The organism is Actinoplanes subglobosus, assembly GCF_042650585.1.
Lineage (GTDB): Bacteria > Actinomycetota > Actinomycetes > Mycobacteriales > Micromonosporaceae > Actinoplanes > Actinoplanes subglobosus.
Genome location: NZ_JBHSBL010000005.1, coordinates 499,278 through 514,927, shown reverse-complemented (window position 1 = coordinate 514,927; position 15,650 = coordinate 499,278). Strand labels below are relative to the sequence as shown.

Sequence of the window (15,650 nt, the reverse complement as noted above, 5' to 3'; positions counted from 1 at the left end):
GCGTGACGGGTGTGGCCCGCTGCAGCGCCTCTCGGCCGGACCGTCAACGATACCGACTCCCTCACTTGGCGTCGGCGTAGGCACCAACCACTGAGACGTCCAGAGGAAAACGCACCGTGGTGTCGCCGAACAGGAGCCGACCTGCGGATAGCGCGCTCTCCCGCACCGCCTCGGCGACCGAACCGGCCAGGTCGGCGGGACAGTGCACCACCACCTCGTCGTGCACGAAAAGGACGAGCTCGGCCTCGGTGCCGGCCAGCCGCTGACGCAGGGTGGCGATCAACACCAGCGCCCACTCGGCGGCCGTGGCCTGGATCACGAAATTGCGGGTGAAGCGGCCGCGGGCCCGGCCGGGCGGTGGCGCCACCTCGTCCGGCGGGTCCAGCCCGGCGTCGCGCCAGGCGCCGGACGCCGGTGGGCAGGTGCGGCCCAGCCACGAGCGGACCAGGCCACCGGCCTCCCCGGTACGGGCGGCGGCCTCCACATACTCGAACGCGGTCGGATAGTGCCGGCGGAGCACGGCCAGGGCCGGGACGGCGTCGCCGCCGGTCTGCCCATACATCGCCCCGAGCAGGGCCAGCTTGGCCTTGGCCCGGTCACCGTCGAACGAGTCGGTGGCCAGCGCGGCATAGAGATCGCCGGCGGCGGCCGCCCGGGCCAGCCGCCCGTCACCGGAGACGGCGGCCAGGACACGGGGCTCCAACTGGCCGGCGTCGGCGACCACGAACCGCCAGCCCGGGTCGGCCAGCACCGCCCGCCGGACCACCTTGGGCACCTGCAGCGCGCCACCGCCACGGGTCGCCCAGCGGCCGGACACGACACCACCCGCGACGAACTCCGGGCGGAAACGGCCGTCGCGCACCCAGGCGTCGCACCAGGCCCAGCCGTGCGCCGTCCAGATCCGGTAGAGCTCCTTGAACTCCAGCAGCAGGGCCACCGCCGGATGGTCGACCTGGCGCAGCACCCAGCGCCGGGTGTTGGGGATCTCGATGCCGGCCCGGTGGAACGCCCGCACCACCTCGGCCGGCAGATCGGGGTGCAGGCCGTGGGTGCCGAACGCGGCGTTGATCTCGGCGGTCAGCTCGGCCAGGCGGCGGGGCGGGCCCATCGGCTGGGGCGGGCCGAGCAGCTCACGCAGCAGCTCGTCATGGATGTCGGCGCGCCACGGCAGACCGGTGTGACCCATCTCGGCGGCGACCAGGGCACCCGCCGACTCGGCCGCCACCAGCATCCGGAAACGGCCGGGATGTTCGGTCCGGGTGATCCGGCGAGCCTGCTCCTCGTACACCTCGATCAGGTCTTTGACCTCGGGATGGTCGGCCGGGACCGCGTCGAAGAGGGCGACCTGCGCGAAACCCGGCGGCTCGGCATCCGGCCGTGGCCGGTCGGGAGGAACCGCGAGGCCGCGTAAGCGGGCGACGGCGGCGGCCAGACCGCGTGGCTCGCCCCAGCGGCCGGCATGGCCGGACAACAGTGCCTCGGTCAGCTCCAGGTCGTGGCAGCGGGCCACCCGGACCCCGGCCCGCAGCAGCGGTGGGTAGACGCCGGCGGTCGAGGCCCAGAGCCAGCGCGGCTGCTCGGCGGCCTCCAGCCTGGTGATCTCGGCTGCCAGGTCGGGAACGTGCCACAGCTCCCCGGAAACGGTGCGGCCCAGACGGCCACCAGGGCCGTCCGGGTCGGGCACCACAGCTATCAGCACCGGGCCATTGTCACCCGGGGGTATGACAACTTCCGGGACCGCTCATTTGACCGCCCCGGAGGTCAGGCCGGCCTGGATCTGCCGCTGGAAGACCGCATAGACGATGATCATCGGCAGGATGGAGAGGGTCAGTGCGGCGAACAGCTGACCCCATTCGGCCTGGTAACCGGCCGACACGCTGATGTTCGCGATGCCCTGGGTGAGCACGTACTTGTCCTCACTCTGCATGATCACGACCGGCAGCAGGTACTGGTTCCACTGGCCGACGATGTTGAAGATCGCGATGCTGACCAGGCCGGACTTCGCCATCGGCAGCATCACCTGGAAGAACCGGCGCACGTGCCCGGCCCCGTCGACGGTGGCCGCCTCCTCGATCTCGTGCGGCAGCGTCCGGAAGAACGCCACCAGGAAGAAGACCGTGAACGACAGCGAGTAGGCGATGTAGATCAGGACCAGGCCGAAGAACGAGTCCAGCAGCTGGAGCGCCTGGGCGATGCCGTACAGCGGGGCCAGCGCCATGAAGGTCGGGAAGGCCAGGCCGGACACGAACAGGTAGTAGATGAACCGGTTGCCGGGGAACTTGTAACGGGCCAGCACGTACGCGGCCATCGCCCCGAGCAGCATGGTGCCTGCCGTGCTGACCAGCACGACGAAGACGCTGTTCAGGAAGTACTGGCCGATGTGGGCCTCGTTCCAGGCGTCCGCGAAGTTGTCGAACGCCCAGCTCTTCGGCAGGTTGAACGGCTCGTCGAGGTAGATCTCCTCGTTGCTCTTGAACGAGGCGAGCGCGACCCAGATCAGCGGCGCGACGGTGGCCAGCGCCCACAGGAAGAGCGCCACGTGCGCCACCCCGCCGAGCGGGTTGACCCGGCGGCCGGTGTCCTTGGCCGCCGCGACCGGCCCGGTGGCCGTCGCGCGGGGAGTCTTGGTGAGGTTCGTCATCGTCTCTCGGCCTCTCTCGGCGATCAGGCGTCGACGCTGTCGGACCGGTTGACCCGCAGGGTCAGCCAGGCGAAGCTCAGGGCCAGGAAGAACAACACGACGCCGATCGCCGAGGCGTAGCCGGCCTGGGAATACTTGAAGGCGTTGAGGTAGATCTGCATGCTCAGCACCTGGGTCGAGTTGTTCGGGCCGCCCTGGTTCACGGTCATGATGTTGACCAGCGCGAAGGCGTCGAAGGCGGCGATGCCGAGGTAGATCCAGGCGACCTGGATGTTGCCCCAGAGCAGGGGCAACGTGATCTTGAAGAACAGGGTGAGCCGGTTCGCCCCGTCCAGCGCGGCCGCCTCGTAGATCTCCTGGCCGATCGAGCCCATGCCGGCCGAGAAGAGCACCACGTAGAAACCGACCGCCTGCCAGATGAGCACGATCAGGATGCAGGTCAGCGCCCACTTCTCGTCGGCCAGGAACAGCCACGGCTCCCACGAGTCGGGGAGCAGGCCGTTGATCATGCCGCTCTTGTCCGGGCCGTACACACGCTGGAAGATCACCGCGACCAGGGCCAGCGCCAGCAACTGTGGGAAGAAGAAGACCACCCGGTAGACCTTGGAGCCCCAGACGCCGCGGGTCATCCCGCCCTGCGAGCCGCCGCCGACGTTGAGCAGGAAGGCGAAGATCAGCGCGATCGCGATCGTGACGATCGGCAGCAGGAGCAGCAGGAAGCCGTTGTGCCGCAGCGCGGTCCAGATGACCGGGTCGTTCCAGAGCTTCACGAAGTTGTCGAAGCCGACGTCCTTGAACGTGCCGTAGCCCGTCCAGTCGGTCAGCGACAACCGGAACATCTGCAGGTAGGCACCCACCACGAAGATGGCGTAAAGCGCCACCGGCACGGCAAGGAAACCGATGATGAAGGGATACTTGCCGTGCCGCATGGCGCTCTACCGTCCTACTGCTCGGGGTGCGGGAACCGCTACGCCACTCAGGCGCGGGTGTTCTTGGAGATGGAGGCGTCGTTGGCGACCTCCTGGGCGATCTTCTCCATCGTGTCGCAGAACTTCTGCGCGTCGCCGCCGCTGAACATCAGGGTGTTGACGGCCTCGAGCGAGGCGTCGTTCATCTTCTTGTACCAGGTGTCCCAGAGGTAACCCATGAAGACGTCCTTGCCGGCCTTGCTCAGCATGTCGTTGCCGCTGGTCAGACCGGGCGAGATGGTCTGGCCGTCGGCGGCGCCGGCCACCACGGTGAGCGACTTGGTGAGCTTGGTGAACTCCAGCGCGGCCGCCTTGGAGAGCATGACGCGCAGGTACTCCTTGCCACCCTGGACGTTGGTGCCCTTGGTGGACGCGAAGTAGATCTCACCCGCGGCCGCGTTGATCGCGGTCGCCGGCAGCTGGTCCGCCGTGGTGACGCTCGGGTACGGCATGACCGCGTACTCGAAGTTCGGCGTGATGCTGGCGGCCTGCTCGTTCTCCAGCCAGGAGCCGCACGGGTAGATCGCGACCTTGTCCTGGTTCTGCTGGAGCTGGACCTCGGTGTGGCGCAGGCCGAGGAAGCTCTTGTTCATGTACTTGGCGCCGATGTGGCCCCACGCCTCGGCCGCCTGCTTGATGGCCGGAGCCTGCCACGCGCCGGGTTTGAGGTTGTCCAGGTCCTTCAGGACCTGCTCGGTGCCGATCTTGGCCGCGCTGGTCATGATCGCGCGGACCATGTAGTACGACGCGTTGGCGCCGGCGTAGGCGAACGGGGTGATGCCGGCCGCCTTGATCTTGTCGCACAGGGCGGTGAAGTCGGCCCAGGTCGCCGGGGCGGTCCAGCCGTTCTTGTCGAACAGCTTCTTGTTGTAGTAGAGGCCGAACACGGTGAACGAGTAGTTGACCGCGAACGGCTTGCGGCCGCCCTCGACGTCGTACGTGCCCTGCTCGATCGCGCCGGGGACCAGCGTCTCGGCGACGGTCTTGCCCGCGATGTCGAAGGACGGCGCGGCGAAGAGGTCGGTCAGGTCGGCCGCCTGGCCCGCCTTGACGATGGCACCGAAGTCCATCATGTCGGCACCCGAGTTGTTGATCATGTCGGGTGCGGTCGCGGAGTTGAGCCGCGGCTTGATCGTGGTGGCGATCTGCTCCGTCGCCGAGTACTTGACCTCGGACTCCGGCCACTTCTTCTTGTACATCGGAGTGTCGACGTCGGTGGCGTACTTCGTACCCAGACCGCCGTCGAAGATCACGATCTCGACCGGGGCCTTCGGGTCGATGCCGAGCGGGTTGTCCGCCGACTTCGTGCCCGTCGCCTGGTTGGCCGGCTCGTCCGAACCACCGCCGACGCAGGCGCTGAGCATGCCCACCGCCGGGGTCGCCGCCAGGCCGACCGCGGCGGCACGGCGCAGCAGGCTACGACGGTCCAACTCGGATTTCGTTATGTCAGACATCGATGTCCTTTCGGGTCAACCCTTGACGGCGCCAGCGGTCAGACCGGTGGCGATGTTGCGCTGAATGATCAAGAAGAAGACCACCACGGGGATGGACGTGATGATCGCACCGGCCATGAGAGGTCCCCAGGCGGTACCGCGTTCGGTCTGGTTGTAGAGCAGCCAGGCCATCAGGTTCTGCTTCTGCGGGTTGTTCAGGGTGTTGATGATGATGAATTCATTCCACGCCTGGATGAACCCGTAGACCGAGGTGGCGACCAGACCGGGTCCGGTGAGCGGCAGGATGATCCGCCAGAACACCTGGGCACGGGTGCAGCCGTCGATCATCGCGGCCTCGTCCAGCTCCCGCGGGATGCCGGAGATGAAACCGCGCAGCGTCCACACCGTGTACGGCAGCAGGAGCACCAGATACACCAGCGCGACGCCGACGAGCGAGTTGGTCAGGTTCGCGCCCTGCAGCATCAGGAAGAGCGGGATGAGCAGCGCGAGGAAGGGCACCAGCTGGACGGCCAGGATGACCAGGATGATCGCCTTGCGGCCGTAGAAGCTGAAGCGTGCGATCGCGAGCGCCGCCAGGAAGCCCACGACCAGTGCCGCGGCGACCGCCATGGCGGTGATGATCAAGCCGTTGATCATGCTCGGGATGAAGAGTTCCTCACCGAGCGCCGACTTGAAGTTGTCCAGCGTGAAGTCGTTCGGGAAGAACGTCGGCGTGAAGCTGCGGACCTCGGAGTCCGGCTTGAACGCCGTGTTCAGCACCCAGTACACCGGGAAGAGCATGACCAGTCCGAAGACGATGCCGGTGCCGTTCGCGAAGAACGTACCGATACGGCTACGCCCGACGGTGACGACGCCCTCGTCGTGCCGTGCCATCAGTCGACCTCCCCGATCTTGAACATCTGGCGGATGTAGAAGACCATCACGCCGAGCATCAGGAGCACGGTGATCACCGAGATCGCCGAGCCGTAGCTGTAGCTGGACCGCCCGAACGCCTGCGTGTACGAGAAGGTCGCCAGGGTCTGGTAGACCGGCTCCGGGTGACCGTCGCGCAGCGCCCAGTTCTGGGTGAAGAGACCGAAGTTCCAGATCACCGACAGCGTGGTGACGATCATCAGGAGCGGCTTCAGGATCGGCAGGGTGATGTTGCGCAGCGCCTGCCAGGCCGTCGCGCCGTCGACCGTCGCGGCCTCCAGCAGTTCCTTGGGCACCTGGGTGAGGCCGGCGCTCAGCGAGATCGCCAGGAACGGGATGCCGGCCCAGACCACCAGCGTGGTGATCACCGCCCAGCCCTCCCACGGGTTCACGAACCAGCTGTGGGTCGCGTAGTCCAGGCCGAGCTCGGTGAGCACATAGTTCAGGACACCGAAGTCGGAGTCGGTCAGCCAGCGGAACGACTGCGCCGCGACCAGCTGGGGCAGCGCCCAGACGAACATCATCGCGATCATCATGAAGATCCGGACCCGGGCGTGCACCCGGCGCATCAGCAGCGCGATGCCGAGGCCGAGAAGGACCGAGAGGGTCACCGAGACGACCGTGAAGGCGGCGGTACGGCCCACGACGCCCCAGAAGACCCCGTCGGTCAGCGCCTTCGTGTACTGGTCGAAACCGGCCCACGGCGGTGTGGCGCCGGAGAACAGCTCCTTCAACCGCATGTTCTGGAAGGACAGCACGATCATGCGGTAGAGCGGGTAGGCCAGCATCGCGATCAGGATCACGAGCGTGGGCAGGGAGAGCAGCCACGCCACCCGGGAGTCGCGCTGGCTGCGGTTACGTACCCGGGCCACGTGCCGCGGCGGCGGTGCCTGCGGCGCGTCCGCCGGGGTCGGCCGGGAGTCGACGGCGTGCATCAAAGATCCTCTTCCACCGTGAGGAGGGGTGTGCCGCCCGCCCGGCAGAAGGGCGGGCGGGCGGCACGGGTCATCAGGCCTCGTTGAGCGTGGCGGCGATCTGCTCGTCAGCCCACTTGGCGCCGTCGGCGACCGTCTTCTTGCCGGTCAGGATGTCGGTCAGCATCGTCTGGAGGATGCTGGCCTTCTCCACGTCGGCCCACTTCTCGGCGTTCGGCGGGAACCAGCTGTTCTTCGCCGAGAGGGCGGCCGGCGCGATCTTCGGGTTGTCCGTGGCGGCCTTGTCCAGCAGCGCGGTCGAGTTCGGCAGCGCGCTGGCCTTGACCAGGCCCTCCATCGACTTGGTGTCGGTGAAGTACTTGACCCACTGAGCGGCGAGCTCCTTGTTGCCGCTCTTCGCGGTCACACCGAGGTTCGAGCCACCGAGGAACGAGGGGATCTCCGGCAGCGGGGCGGCGGCGAGCTTGCCCTTGACCTTGGTCGGGACCAGCGGGGAGGTCGGGTCGTTCGGGTCCTTGCGGACCTCCTCGGCCACGCCCTGCTCCCACGCGTTGCCGTAGAAGATGCCGCCGGAACCCTGGGAGAAGATGCCGGCCTGCTCGTTCTCGTTCTTGGTGACGTCAGCCTTCGAGTACTTCTTGGTCAGGTCGACCCACTTCTGCAGGCCCTCCTGCGACTGCGGGGTGGAGAGCTGGCCGACCCACTTGTCGCCCTCCTTCTTCGCGATCTCGCCACCGGTCGACTTGACCCAGGACATCGCGGCGTACCAGTACTGGCCCGGCATGTAGACGGCGCTGAACTTGTTGTCGGCGGCGTTGCCGGCCTGCAGCTTGTCCGCGGCCGAGAGCAGGTCGGCGTAGGTCTTCGGGGCCTCGGCGATGCCGGCCTTCTGGAAGAGGTCGGTGCGGTAGATCATGACGCGGGCACCGGCGTAGTAGGGCACGCAGTAGACCTTGCCCTCGGACTCGCAGGCGCCGGAGAGGCCGGACAGCCAGGTGCCGGAGTTCTCGAAGTCGCCCTTGTTCAGCTCGGCGAAGCCGCCGGAGAAGACGTACTTGGAGAACTCGGTGTTGCCGAGCTCGACCACGTCCGGCACGTCCGAACCGGCCAGGGTGGCGTCCAGCTTGGTGAGGTGGTTGGCCCACTGCTGGTACTCGACGGTCACCTGCGCGCCGGTGGCGTCGGTGAACCGCTTGGAGGCGTCGTCGACGACACCCTTCCAGGCGCTCTCGGCGTCGACCATGAGCCAGACCTTGATGGTCTTGCCCTTGCCGTCGACCTGGCCGGTGGCCGAGGTCGCACCCTCGTCGCTGGTACCGCTGCTGCATGCCGCTGCACCGAAGAGCGACGCGGCGAGTGCCGCGGCGACCGCGATCTTGCGCTTCACTGTTCCTCCCGAAGGGATTTCATTCTTTGAAAAGGGGTTCATCAGCTGTCCTTCGCGGCCTTGTGCCCGTGCACCGCTTGCGCGGTGCGCTGGAACGCGGCGTGCGAACGTTCGTGGGTTCGTTGCGCGACGGCGACGTACAGCAGGTCGAGAACGACCAGCTGCGGGTGGCGGGCGCTGAGCGCGTCCGGCCGGAAGGTCGTCGCCTGGGTTGCGGTGAGCAGGACGATGTCCGCCAACTCGGCCAGCGGGGATCGGGGGAAGCTGGTGAGCGCGATCGTGGTGGCGCCCCGGCTGTTCGCTTCCGCGAGCAGCTCGATCGTCTCGCCGGTCTCGCCACTGTGCGAGATGCCGAGCGCGACGTCGCCGGGCCGCGACAGCGCGGCGCTGGCCAGACCGTTGTGCACGTCGGTCCAGGCCCACACCGGGATGCCGATGCGATGCAGACTGAACTGCATCTCCTCGCCGACCAGCGCGCTTCCGCTGGCGCCGAAGATGTTCACGCGTTGCGCGGCGGCGATCGCCACCGCGGCCCGCTCCACCTCGCCCAGATCCAGCAGCGTGGCGGTGTCGTGCATGGCCCGGGTGTCGGCCGCCATGATCTGGCCGAGGACCCGCTCCAGCGGATCGTTCGGCTGGATCTCACGGCCGATGTCCACGGTCCAGCCGGCCGAGCGGGCCCGGCCGGTCTCCGCCGCGATGCCGAGGCGGAGGTCCGCATAGCCGTCGAAGCCGACCGCCCGGCAGAACCGGGTGATCGTCGCCGGCGAGGTCCCGCTGCGCTCGGCGAGCTCGACGATGGTGGCCCGGGAGGCCGCGGCCGGGTCGGTGAGCACCTGCTCCGCGACCCGCTGCAGCGCCCCGGTGAAGTCCGGGAGCAGCGTCCGGACCCGGGCGAGCACCCCGTCGGCAGGTGAGTGGTTCACGCCGTTCGTGGTGATTCGCTCGCCCCCGTGGTCAGTCCCGATCCGGGCGGCGCCGCGAACCAGCGAGTCGGCGACCGCGGTCGACGCGGTGCCGTCCATCTCCGGCTCAGCCATCGGTCACCCTTTCAGGAAGGACTGTTTACTGTCGCGGTAAAAGTTCTTACTAAAGGGCCCTCACTGTCAAGACTGTGAAGGAAGTTTTCAAAACCGTTACCGGCCAGGCCGAATGAACGCCTGTTTCGGCGGAGGCGGATGACAGCCATCGATCCTCAAATGGTCGAAACGACGTGACCGCCATCACATGTCCGATTTACGACCGTTTTCGGCACATCCGTTTGTCGAGCGCGGGATGGCCATTCGGCCAACGCGAGGTAGGTCGTTCGGCCCATCTCCGTGACGCGCCGAAACCTTCCCGTCACGCACGAAACAAGATCAAAAAAATTTCCGGTACGGGCTCCGCGCGGCACGGGGCACGAAAGAGGCATCCCGGCTCATCCGAATGGCCGGAATTCTTACCTTTGGTCAGTGCCGGTGGGGCGCCGTGGAAGCATCAGGTCGACCGCTTCGCAAATCAGGAGAAAAGGGCATGCGACTGCTCCCCGTATTGATCAGCGCGGCCGTCGCCGGCAGCCTCACGGGCGCCGTCCCGGCCAGGGCGGCGGCCAGCTTCGACTTCCTCACCAACACCGGTTACGTCGATGCGGAGGACGTGCTCCACGGCTTCGGCTGGGACGAGGGCAAGCTGCTCCGGGAGGCCGGGAAGGTCACGTTCGAACACCACACACACGTCGCGGAGAGCTGGTCGGTCACCTGTGACGACTCCCGCCCCTTCGACGCCGTGCGCACCGCGCAGGGGATGACCGAGTTCCTCACCGCGACGGCCACCTACCGGGCGGGCGGGACCGCGATCGCCGGATTCCGGATCACCGGATCCAACGCGGCGATCTCCAGCACCACGCCGGACTTCTCGCCCGGCAACCCGTGCCCCCGTAGCGAGCACGGCGAAACCGTCCGCACCTCCCGCCTCCAGGCGATCACCACCACCCGGAAACTGACCGCCGAGCACGGCACGACGTACGTCTCACTCGTCGAACTACGCACCGGGCCGGAGTTGAACGAGTGAACGCACCCATCGCCCGTACCGCGCTCGCCGTCGTCACGGCCCTTGCCGGTGGAGCCCTGGCCGGTGGCGTCATCGCTCCGGCGCCGGCACTCGCCGGGGTCCGGTTCGATCCGGCCACCAACACCGGTTTCGTCGACGGCGAGGACGTTCGCCGCGCCTTCGGCTGGGACGACGCGGCTCTGGCCCGCCACGCGCCCGAGGTCGGCTTCACCTACCACGTCGGCAAGGAGGAGATCTACTCCGTGCTCTGCGACCGGGACGTGCGGGTCGGCATCGCCTACAACCCGGGCAGCACCAGCGCCGGCCTCGTCGAGGTCGTCGCGGCGGATCCCGGCTCGGGCGCCGTCAGCGGTTTCCGGATCACCGGCGCCGACTCGGGCGCCTCCAGCATCGGCTACCTGCCCGAGATCGGCCAGGACTGCCCCGGCAACCGGGGCGGCGTCGTCCGGCGGGTCACCTACGTGCGCACGACGACGACCGAGGCGCTCTCCGCCGAGTTCGGCGACACGCAGGTCTACCTGACCAGCGAACGGACGGTCAGCATCACACCGCCATCCCCATGATCACCGTCACTCGGCCGTTTCGCGGACCGCCTGCGCGAAAGCCTCGGAGCGGTGCTCGAAGTTGCGGAAACGGCCGTAACTCGGCGCCGCCGGGGACAGCAGGACCACGCCGCCGGCCGGGGTCACCTTGCGAGCCAGCCGGACCGCGTCGGCCAGGTCCTCGGCGGGCTCGGTGCGCACCCGCGGCAGCCGGGCCAGCGCCTCCAGGATCCGGGGGCCACTGTCCGGCAGGCCGATCACGGTGAGTTCCCGCTCAGCCAGGAAGTCGCGCAACGGAGAGTAGTCGAGCCCGCGATCGGTGCCGCCCACCAGCACGGTGAGTGGCCGGCCCTCGTAGGCCTCGATGGCGTGCATGGCCGCGTAGGGACTGGTCGACAGCGTGTCGTCGACGAACGTCAGCCCGGACGGGTCCCGGATCTCGGCGAGCCGGTGCGGCAGGCCCTCGAAGTCACGCACGGCCGCCTCCAGAACCGCCCGCTCCCCCACCACGTCGATGCCCATGCCGTCCAGCACGGCCAGCGCCACGCACAGGTTGCCCTCGTTGTGCCGGCCCTTCAGGACCAGCGCCTCCCGGTCGAACAACGCCTCGTCACCGCACCACACCCGCCCGTCCCCGATCCGGAACCGGGAGTCGGCCGCGGCCGCCGCGACCGGCGCGACACCGTTCGCGTCGAGGACCCCGCGGATCTCGTCGCGCAGCCGGCCGTCCGTCCCGTTGACGACGACCAGCTCAGGTCCGTACCCCAGAAGGTTTAGTTTGTCCCGGTAATAGGCACGCTCACCACCGTGCGCGTCGAGGTGCTCCGGGAACAGCGAGGTCACCACCGCGACCTTGGGCGAATCGGTCAGATCGGCGCACTGATAACTGGACAGCTCGAGCACGTAGAGATCCGCCTCCGGCATGTCCAGCAGCGGCACCCCGATGTTCCCGCCGTAGGCGTTCGGCCGCCCGACCGCCGTCAACAGGTGGCTGATCAGGCTCGACGTGGTGCTCTTGCCCTTGCTGCCGGTGACGCCGACGGTCTTCGCGGCGTGCTCGGCCATCCACAGCGCGCTGCCGCCGGTCACCGTGATCCCGCGCTCGCGCAACTGCACCATGTACGGATGTGTGGACGGCACCCCGGGCGACCGGACCACCACATCCGCGCTGGCCAGAGCCGCGAAGGCGTGATCACCACCGGCCAGCGGGGCGAGCGCGGCGAGCTCCCCGGTCCACTCCACCGACAGGTAGTTGGCACTGTCGTCGACAGCGATCAGGCGGGACGGCTCGTGGCGGGCGATCGCGATCACCGCGGCCCGGCCCTCCCGGCCGGTCCCCCAGACCGCCACCGAACGGCCACGCAGGTCTGCCAGGCGCACGTCTGTCTCCTCGGGTCGCGCCGTCCTCGGACGCACTAATATTGCCCCTCGACCTTGACGACAGGAGTTCCGGGTGCAGTTCGACGTCATGCGCTTCCCCTCGTACGCGTTCGATCCGGCGACAGGGGTGGCGACGTTCGACTACCTGCTGGACGGGCCGTCGCCGCTGCGGTTCACCGAGACGATCACCCTCCCGGTCCCCGCCGACCCGGCCGTGCCGGAGGCGCTGACCAGGGTGCTCGACCTGCTGCACGTGGTCGCCGGGGTGAGTTACTTCAAGGTCGGGGCCCCGGCCCGGGTGGTCGCGCCCCAGCCGTTCCCGGCCGCCGCGGCCGCCTTCTTCACCGCCGTCTACACCAAGGGCATGGCGGAGTACGCGTACCGCAACCAGCTTCCACACGTGCTGGAACTGACCGTCGAGACACCGGGTGTGCTGCCCGCCACCACGCCGTCCGACGCACCGGCCGGCCGGCCGCTCTCCGCGGTCGGCGGCGGCAAGGACTCCATCGTCACGCTGGAGATCCTGCGGGCCGCCGGGCTCGACCCGGTGCCGTTCTCGGTCAACCCCAACCCGGTCATCGAGAACGTGAACGCCGCCTCCGGCCTGACCGCGCTGGCCGCCCGCCGCAGGCTCGACCCGGCGCTCTTCGAGCTCAACAAGGCCGGCGCGCTGAACGGGCACATCCCCGTCACCGCGATCAACTCGCTGATCGCGATCGCCACCGCGGTGTGGCACGGGCTCGGGCCGGTGGTGATGTCCAACGAGCGGTCCGCCTCCGACCCCAACCTGATCTGGAACGGTCACGAGGTCAACCACCAGTGGTCCAAGGGCGTCGAGGCCGAGGGGCTGCTGCGGGATGCCGTGACGGCGTACGCGGGGTTGGCCGACCCGTACTTCTCGCTGCTCCGCCCGCTCTCCGAACTGCACATCGCACAACTCTTCGCCGGTCACACAGCGTATGACGACGTCGTCACCAGCTGTAACAAGGCGTTCAAGCTGCACGACCCGACGGCCCGCTGGTGCGGTGACTGTCCGAAGTGCCGGTTCGTCTTCCTCGCGATGGCACCGCACATGCCGCGGGAGCGGCTGGCGCACATCTTCGGGCACGACCTGTTCGCCGACCCGGCCCAGACGCCCGGTTTCCTGGAGCTGCTCGGCGTCGACGCGCACAAGCCGTTCGAGTGCGTCGGCGAGGCCGAGGAGTGCCTGGTCGCGCTCTCCCTGCTGACCGATGACGCGCCGGTGCTGGTCGCGCTACGCGCCGCCGTCCCGGACAGCGCGTGGGCCGACGCCTCCCACTCCAACGTCTTCACGCCCGGCGGGCCACACCACATCCCGGCCGCCTACCGGAAGCTCCTCGACGAGGCGGTCGCCTAGCTCCCAGCCGCCTTTCCGGGACCTGCTTCAGCTGGGCGCCAGGTCCCGGAAAGGCTCCCGGACACCCGTTTCAGCCGGGCCGGCCCCGGACACCAGCTCCAGCCCGGCTCGGCTTCCCGGACACCAGCTCCAGCCCGCCTCGGCTTCCCGGACACCTGCCTCAGCCGGGCCGGACACCAGCTCCAGCCCGGCTCGGCTTCCCGGACACCTGCCTCAGCCGGGCCGGACACCAGCTCCAGCCCGGCTCGGTTTCCCGGACACCTGCCTCAGCCGGGCCGGACACCAGCTTCAGCCTGGCTCGGCACCGGGCCGGCCGCCGGACACCTGCTTCAGCAGGGCCTTGAAGGACGCGTATGCCGCCTCGCCCACCGTGGCGGCGGCGCGTTCCTCGATGGCGGCCACGATCGCGTCGGAGCGCTGCATCTGGTCCAGGCCACGGGCGGTCGGGACGATCAGTTTCGCGCGGCGGTCGGTGGGGTCGGGGCGACGTTCCACGTACCCCAGGGTCTCCAGCTCGTCGATCAGTTTGCCGACGACCTGTTTGTGCTGGCCCGAATGCCGGGCGAGATCGGTGGCCCGGCTGCCCTCGACGTCCAGGTGGGCCAGGACGGCCCCGTGCTGCGGCCGCAGGCCCGCATGCCCCTGCCCGGCCAGCGCGGCGAACAGCTCACCCTGCACCGAGAAGAGCAGCCGGCTGGCGAGCACACCGAGATCCGGATCCTGCTGCTTGCGTTCACTGCGCCGCATGAGCGAGATGGTAACGGCTGCTCATCGTCACCAGAGGTGACCGATCCACCCACCCGGCCGGTAGCGTTCCCAGGCGTGGAAGACGACATCTATGTGGGAAACGCCGACCCAGACGCACTAGCCGACCGTGGCTGGCTGCTGGGACATTTCAAGCCGGAAGGCGACCCACGGCACAGCACAGACGTCGAGATCAAATGGGGCCGCCACCCGAAAGGCGACAGGCGGGCCGCATGGGTCCACGGCGAGGAACGCACCGCCCTGCTGGTGCTGATCAGCGGCTGCTTCCACATGGAGTTCCCAGGCCGCACAGTCGTCCTCGACAAGCAGGGCGACTACGTCGTCTGGCAGCGCGGCGTCGACCATTCCTGGCACGCCGCCGAGGAGTCCGTCGTCCTGACAGTCCGCTGGCCGTCCATCCCCGGCTACGCCGTCCCCTAACTCCAGCCACCACCACCCGCGGCCTTGCCACCCACCGCTTGCTTCCTGCCGCCCCGCCCTGCCACCCACCACTGACGTCCTGCCGCCCCCGCCACCCGCGCCTCGCGGCCCGCACTGTGCCGGCCGCCACCCGCGCCTTGCCACTTGCCGCCCGCCGCTTGCGCCTCGCCGCCCGCACCGTGCCACTTGCCGCCCGCCGCTTGCGCCTCGCCGCCCGCACCTTGCCACTTGCCGCCCGCCGCTTATGCCTCGCCGCCCGCACCTTGCCACTTACCGCCCGCCGCTTATGCCTCGCCGCCCGCACCTTGCCACTTGCCGCCCGCCGCTTATGCCTCGCCGCCCGCCGCTTGTCCCGCGTGCCGCCCGCCACGCGCCACGCGCCACGCGCCAGATCTTGACCGGCTTCGCCGACCTCACCTTTGCCCGTGCCCCGGCCCGATCTTGGCCGATTCACCACCGCTCCGGGTGGTCACCAACTCAAGATTGCCGGCACGCCGGCCCGACGGCCCATGCGGACACCACGCTCCAGACAATTCCGCGGTCATTAGGAGCCACACCCGGGGCGAGTCCACACCCAGCCGGAGTACTGGGCGCACCCACCGCCCACCCGAGGGCGGCAACCGCACCCGACAACAGCCCCGGGCCACCCCATCGTCCGCGCGAGGTAAAACCCCAGCCCGACGAGGGACTATCCCGCCAGACGAGGGGCTATCCCGCCAGACGAGGGGCTATCCCGCCAACAGCGGATCTTGACGGCTGGTCGTGAGCGTCGTCTCGAAGCAGTGGAAACAGCGGTGGCAACCAGCCGGCCAAACAATC

At 68.8% G+C, this 15,650-nt stretch carries 14 protein-coding genes; 4 read left to right on the top strand and 10 right to left on the bottom strand.

Going from position 1 to position 15,650, the window contains the following annotated elements; genetic code table 11:
* Positions 1-61: 61 nt before the first annotated feature.
* The 8 genes from ACFO0C_RS05780 to ACFO0C_RS05745 form a co-directional block, all read right to left on the bottom strand.
* A complete protein-coding gene (locus tag ACFO0C_RS05780; protein WP_378065455.1) occupies positions 62-1,699 on the bottom strand; it encodes a bifunctional 3'-5' exonuclease/DNA polymerase in 1,638 nt (545 codons plus the stop codon).
* A gap of 42 nt (positions 1,700-1,741) precedes the next feature.
* Positions 1,742-2,641 carry a carbohydrate ABC transporter permease gene (locus ACFO0C_RS05775; RefSeq protein ID WP_378065454.1) on the bottom strand — a complete coding sequence of 300 codons (900 nt, stop codon included), beginning with the start codon at positions 2,639-2,641 and terminating at the stop codon, positions 1,742-1,744.
* A gap of 23 nt (positions 2,642-2,664) precedes the next feature.
* Positions 2,665-3,570: a carbohydrate ABC transporter permease gene (locus tag ACFO0C_RS05770; protein WP_378065453.1), complete on the bottom strand. Its 906-nt coding sequence runs from the start codon at positions 3,568-3,570 to the stop codon at positions 2,665-2,667.
* A 47-nt stretch (positions 3,571-3,617) separates the two neighbouring features.
* Positions 3,618-5,063: an N-acetylglucosamine/diacetylchitobiose ABC transporter substrate-binding protein gene (ngcE, locus tag ACFO0C_RS05765; protein WP_378065452.1), complete on the bottom strand. Its 1,446-nt coding sequence runs from the start codon at positions 5,061-5,063 to the stop codon at positions 3,618-3,620.
* A 15-nt stretch (positions 5,064-5,078) separates the two neighbouring features.
* Complete coding sequence (locus ACFO0C_RS05760) at positions 5,079-5,936, bottom strand: carbohydrate ABC transporter permease (RefSeq protein WP_378065451.1); 858 nt, start codon at positions 5,934-5,936, stop codon at positions 5,079-5,081.
* The gene (locus ACFO0C_RS05755) at positions 5,936-6,910 is read right to left on the bottom strand and encodes a carbohydrate ABC transporter permease (protein ID WP_378065450.1); all 975 of its coding nucleotides are present in this window, start codon (positions 6,908-6,910) and stop codon (positions 5,936-5,938) included. The genes ACFO0C_RS05760 and ACFO0C_RS05755 overlap by 1 nt, the downstream gene beginning before the upstream one ends.
* Positions 6,911-6,983: 73 nt before the next feature.
* Positions 6,984-8,297, bottom strand: coding sequence for an extracellular solute-binding protein (locus tag ACFO0C_RS05750; RefSeq protein WP_378065449.1), 1,314 nt, complete (start codon positions 8,295-8,297; stop codon positions 6,984-6,986).
* 41 nt (positions 8,298-8,338) lie between these two features.
* Positions 8,339-9,337 carry a MurR/RpiR family transcriptional regulator gene (locus ACFO0C_RS05745; protein WP_378065448.1) on the bottom strand — a complete coding sequence of 333 codons (999 nt, stop codon included), beginning with the start codon at positions 9,335-9,337 and terminating at the stop codon, positions 8,339-8,341.
* A 472-nt stretch (positions 9,338-9,809) separates the two neighbouring features.
* Between ACFO0C_RS05745 and ACFO0C_RS05740 the strand changes: the two genes are divergently transcribed.
* Both ACFO0C_RS05740 and ACFO0C_RS05735 read left to right on the top strand, forming a co-directional pair.
* The gene (locus ACFO0C_RS05740; protein ID WP_378065447.1) at positions 9,810-10,346 is read left to right on the top strand and encodes a hypothetical protein; all 537 of its coding nucleotides are present in this window, start codon (positions 9,810-9,812) and stop codon (positions 10,344-10,346) included.
* A complete protein-coding gene (locus ACFO0C_RS05735) occupies positions 10,343-10,909 on the top strand; it encodes a hypothetical protein (protein ID WP_378065446.1) in 567 nt (188 codons plus the stop codon). The genes ACFO0C_RS05740 and ACFO0C_RS05735 overlap by 4 nt, the downstream gene beginning before the upstream one ends.
* 6 nt (positions 10,910-10,915) lie before the next feature.
* On the opposite strand, the gene murD is transcribed toward ACFO0C_RS05735, so the two are convergent.
* A complete protein-coding gene (murD, locus tag ACFO0C_RS05730; RefSeq protein WP_378065445.1) occupies positions 10,916-12,268 on the bottom strand; it encodes a UDP-N-acetylmuramoyl-L-alanine--D-glutamate ligase in 1,353 nt (450 codons plus the stop codon).
* Between the two features lie 88 nt (positions 12,269-12,356).
* On the opposite strand from murD, the gene ACFO0C_RS05725 reads away from it, so the two are divergent.
* A complete protein-coding gene (locus ACFO0C_RS05725) occupies positions 12,357-13,646 on the top strand; it encodes a hypothetical protein (protein WP_378065570.1) in 1,290 nt (429 codons plus the stop codon).
* Between the two features lie 288 nt (positions 13,647-13,934).
* Here ACFO0C_RS05725 and ACFO0C_RS05720 read toward each other — a convergent pair whose 3' ends face one another.
* Complete coding sequence (locus ACFO0C_RS05720; RefSeq protein WP_378065444.1) at positions 13,935-14,393, bottom strand: MarR family winged helix-turn-helix transcriptional regulator; 459 nt, start codon at positions 14,391-14,393, stop codon at positions 13,935-13,937.
* 75 nt (positions 14,394-14,468) lie between these two features.
* Here ACFO0C_RS05720 and ACFO0C_RS05715 point away from each other — a divergent pair, with 75 nt between their 5' ends.
* Positions 14,469-14,831 carry a signal peptidase I gene (locus tag ACFO0C_RS05715; protein WP_378065443.1) on the top strand — a complete coding sequence of 121 codons (363 nt, stop codon included), beginning with the start codon at positions 14,469-14,471 and terminating at the stop codon, positions 14,829-14,831.
* The last annotated feature ends 819 nt before the right edge of the window (positions 14,832-15,650 follow it).

Excerpts from the sequence above, each read along its gene's own strand:
- ngcE (WP_378065452.1), bottom strand. The coding sequence starts at position 5,063 with ATGTCTGACATAACGAAATCCGAGTTGGACCGTCGTAGCCTGCTGCGC.
- ACFO0C_RS05740 (WP_378065447.1), top strand. The coding sequence starts at position 9,810 with ATGCGACTGCTCCCCGTATTGATCAGCGCGGCCGTCGCCGGCAGCCTC.
- ACFO0C_RS05760 (WP_378065451.1), bottom strand. The coding sequence starts at position 5,936 with ATGGCACGGCACGACGAGGGCGTCGTCACCGTCGGGCGTAGCCGTATC.
- ACFO0C_RS05745 (WP_378065448.1), bottom strand. The coding sequence starts at position 9,337 with ATGGCTGAGCCGGAGATGGACGGCACCGCGTCGACCGCGGTCGCCGAC.
- ACFO0C_RS05720 (WP_378065444.1), bottom strand. The coding sequence starts at position 14,393 with ATGCGGCGCAGTGAACGCAAGCAGCAGGATCCGGATCTCGGTGTGCTC.
- ACFO0C_RS05725 (WP_378065570.1), top strand. The coding sequence starts at position 12,357 with ATGCGCTTCCCCTCGTACGCGTTCGATCCGGCGACAGGGGTGGCGACG.
- ACFO0C_RS05770 (WP_378065453.1), bottom strand. The coding sequence starts at position 3,570 with ATGCGGCACGGCAAGTATCCCTTCATCATCGGTTTCCTTGCCGTGCCG.
- ACFO0C_RS05775 (WP_378065454.1), bottom strand. The coding sequence starts at position 2,641 with ATGACGAACCTCACCAAGACTCCCCGCGCGACGGCCACCGGGCCGGTC.
- ACFO0C_RS05755 (WP_378065450.1), bottom strand. The coding sequence starts at position 6,910 with ATGCACGCCGTCGACTCCCGGCCGACCCCGGCGGACGCGCCGCAGGCA.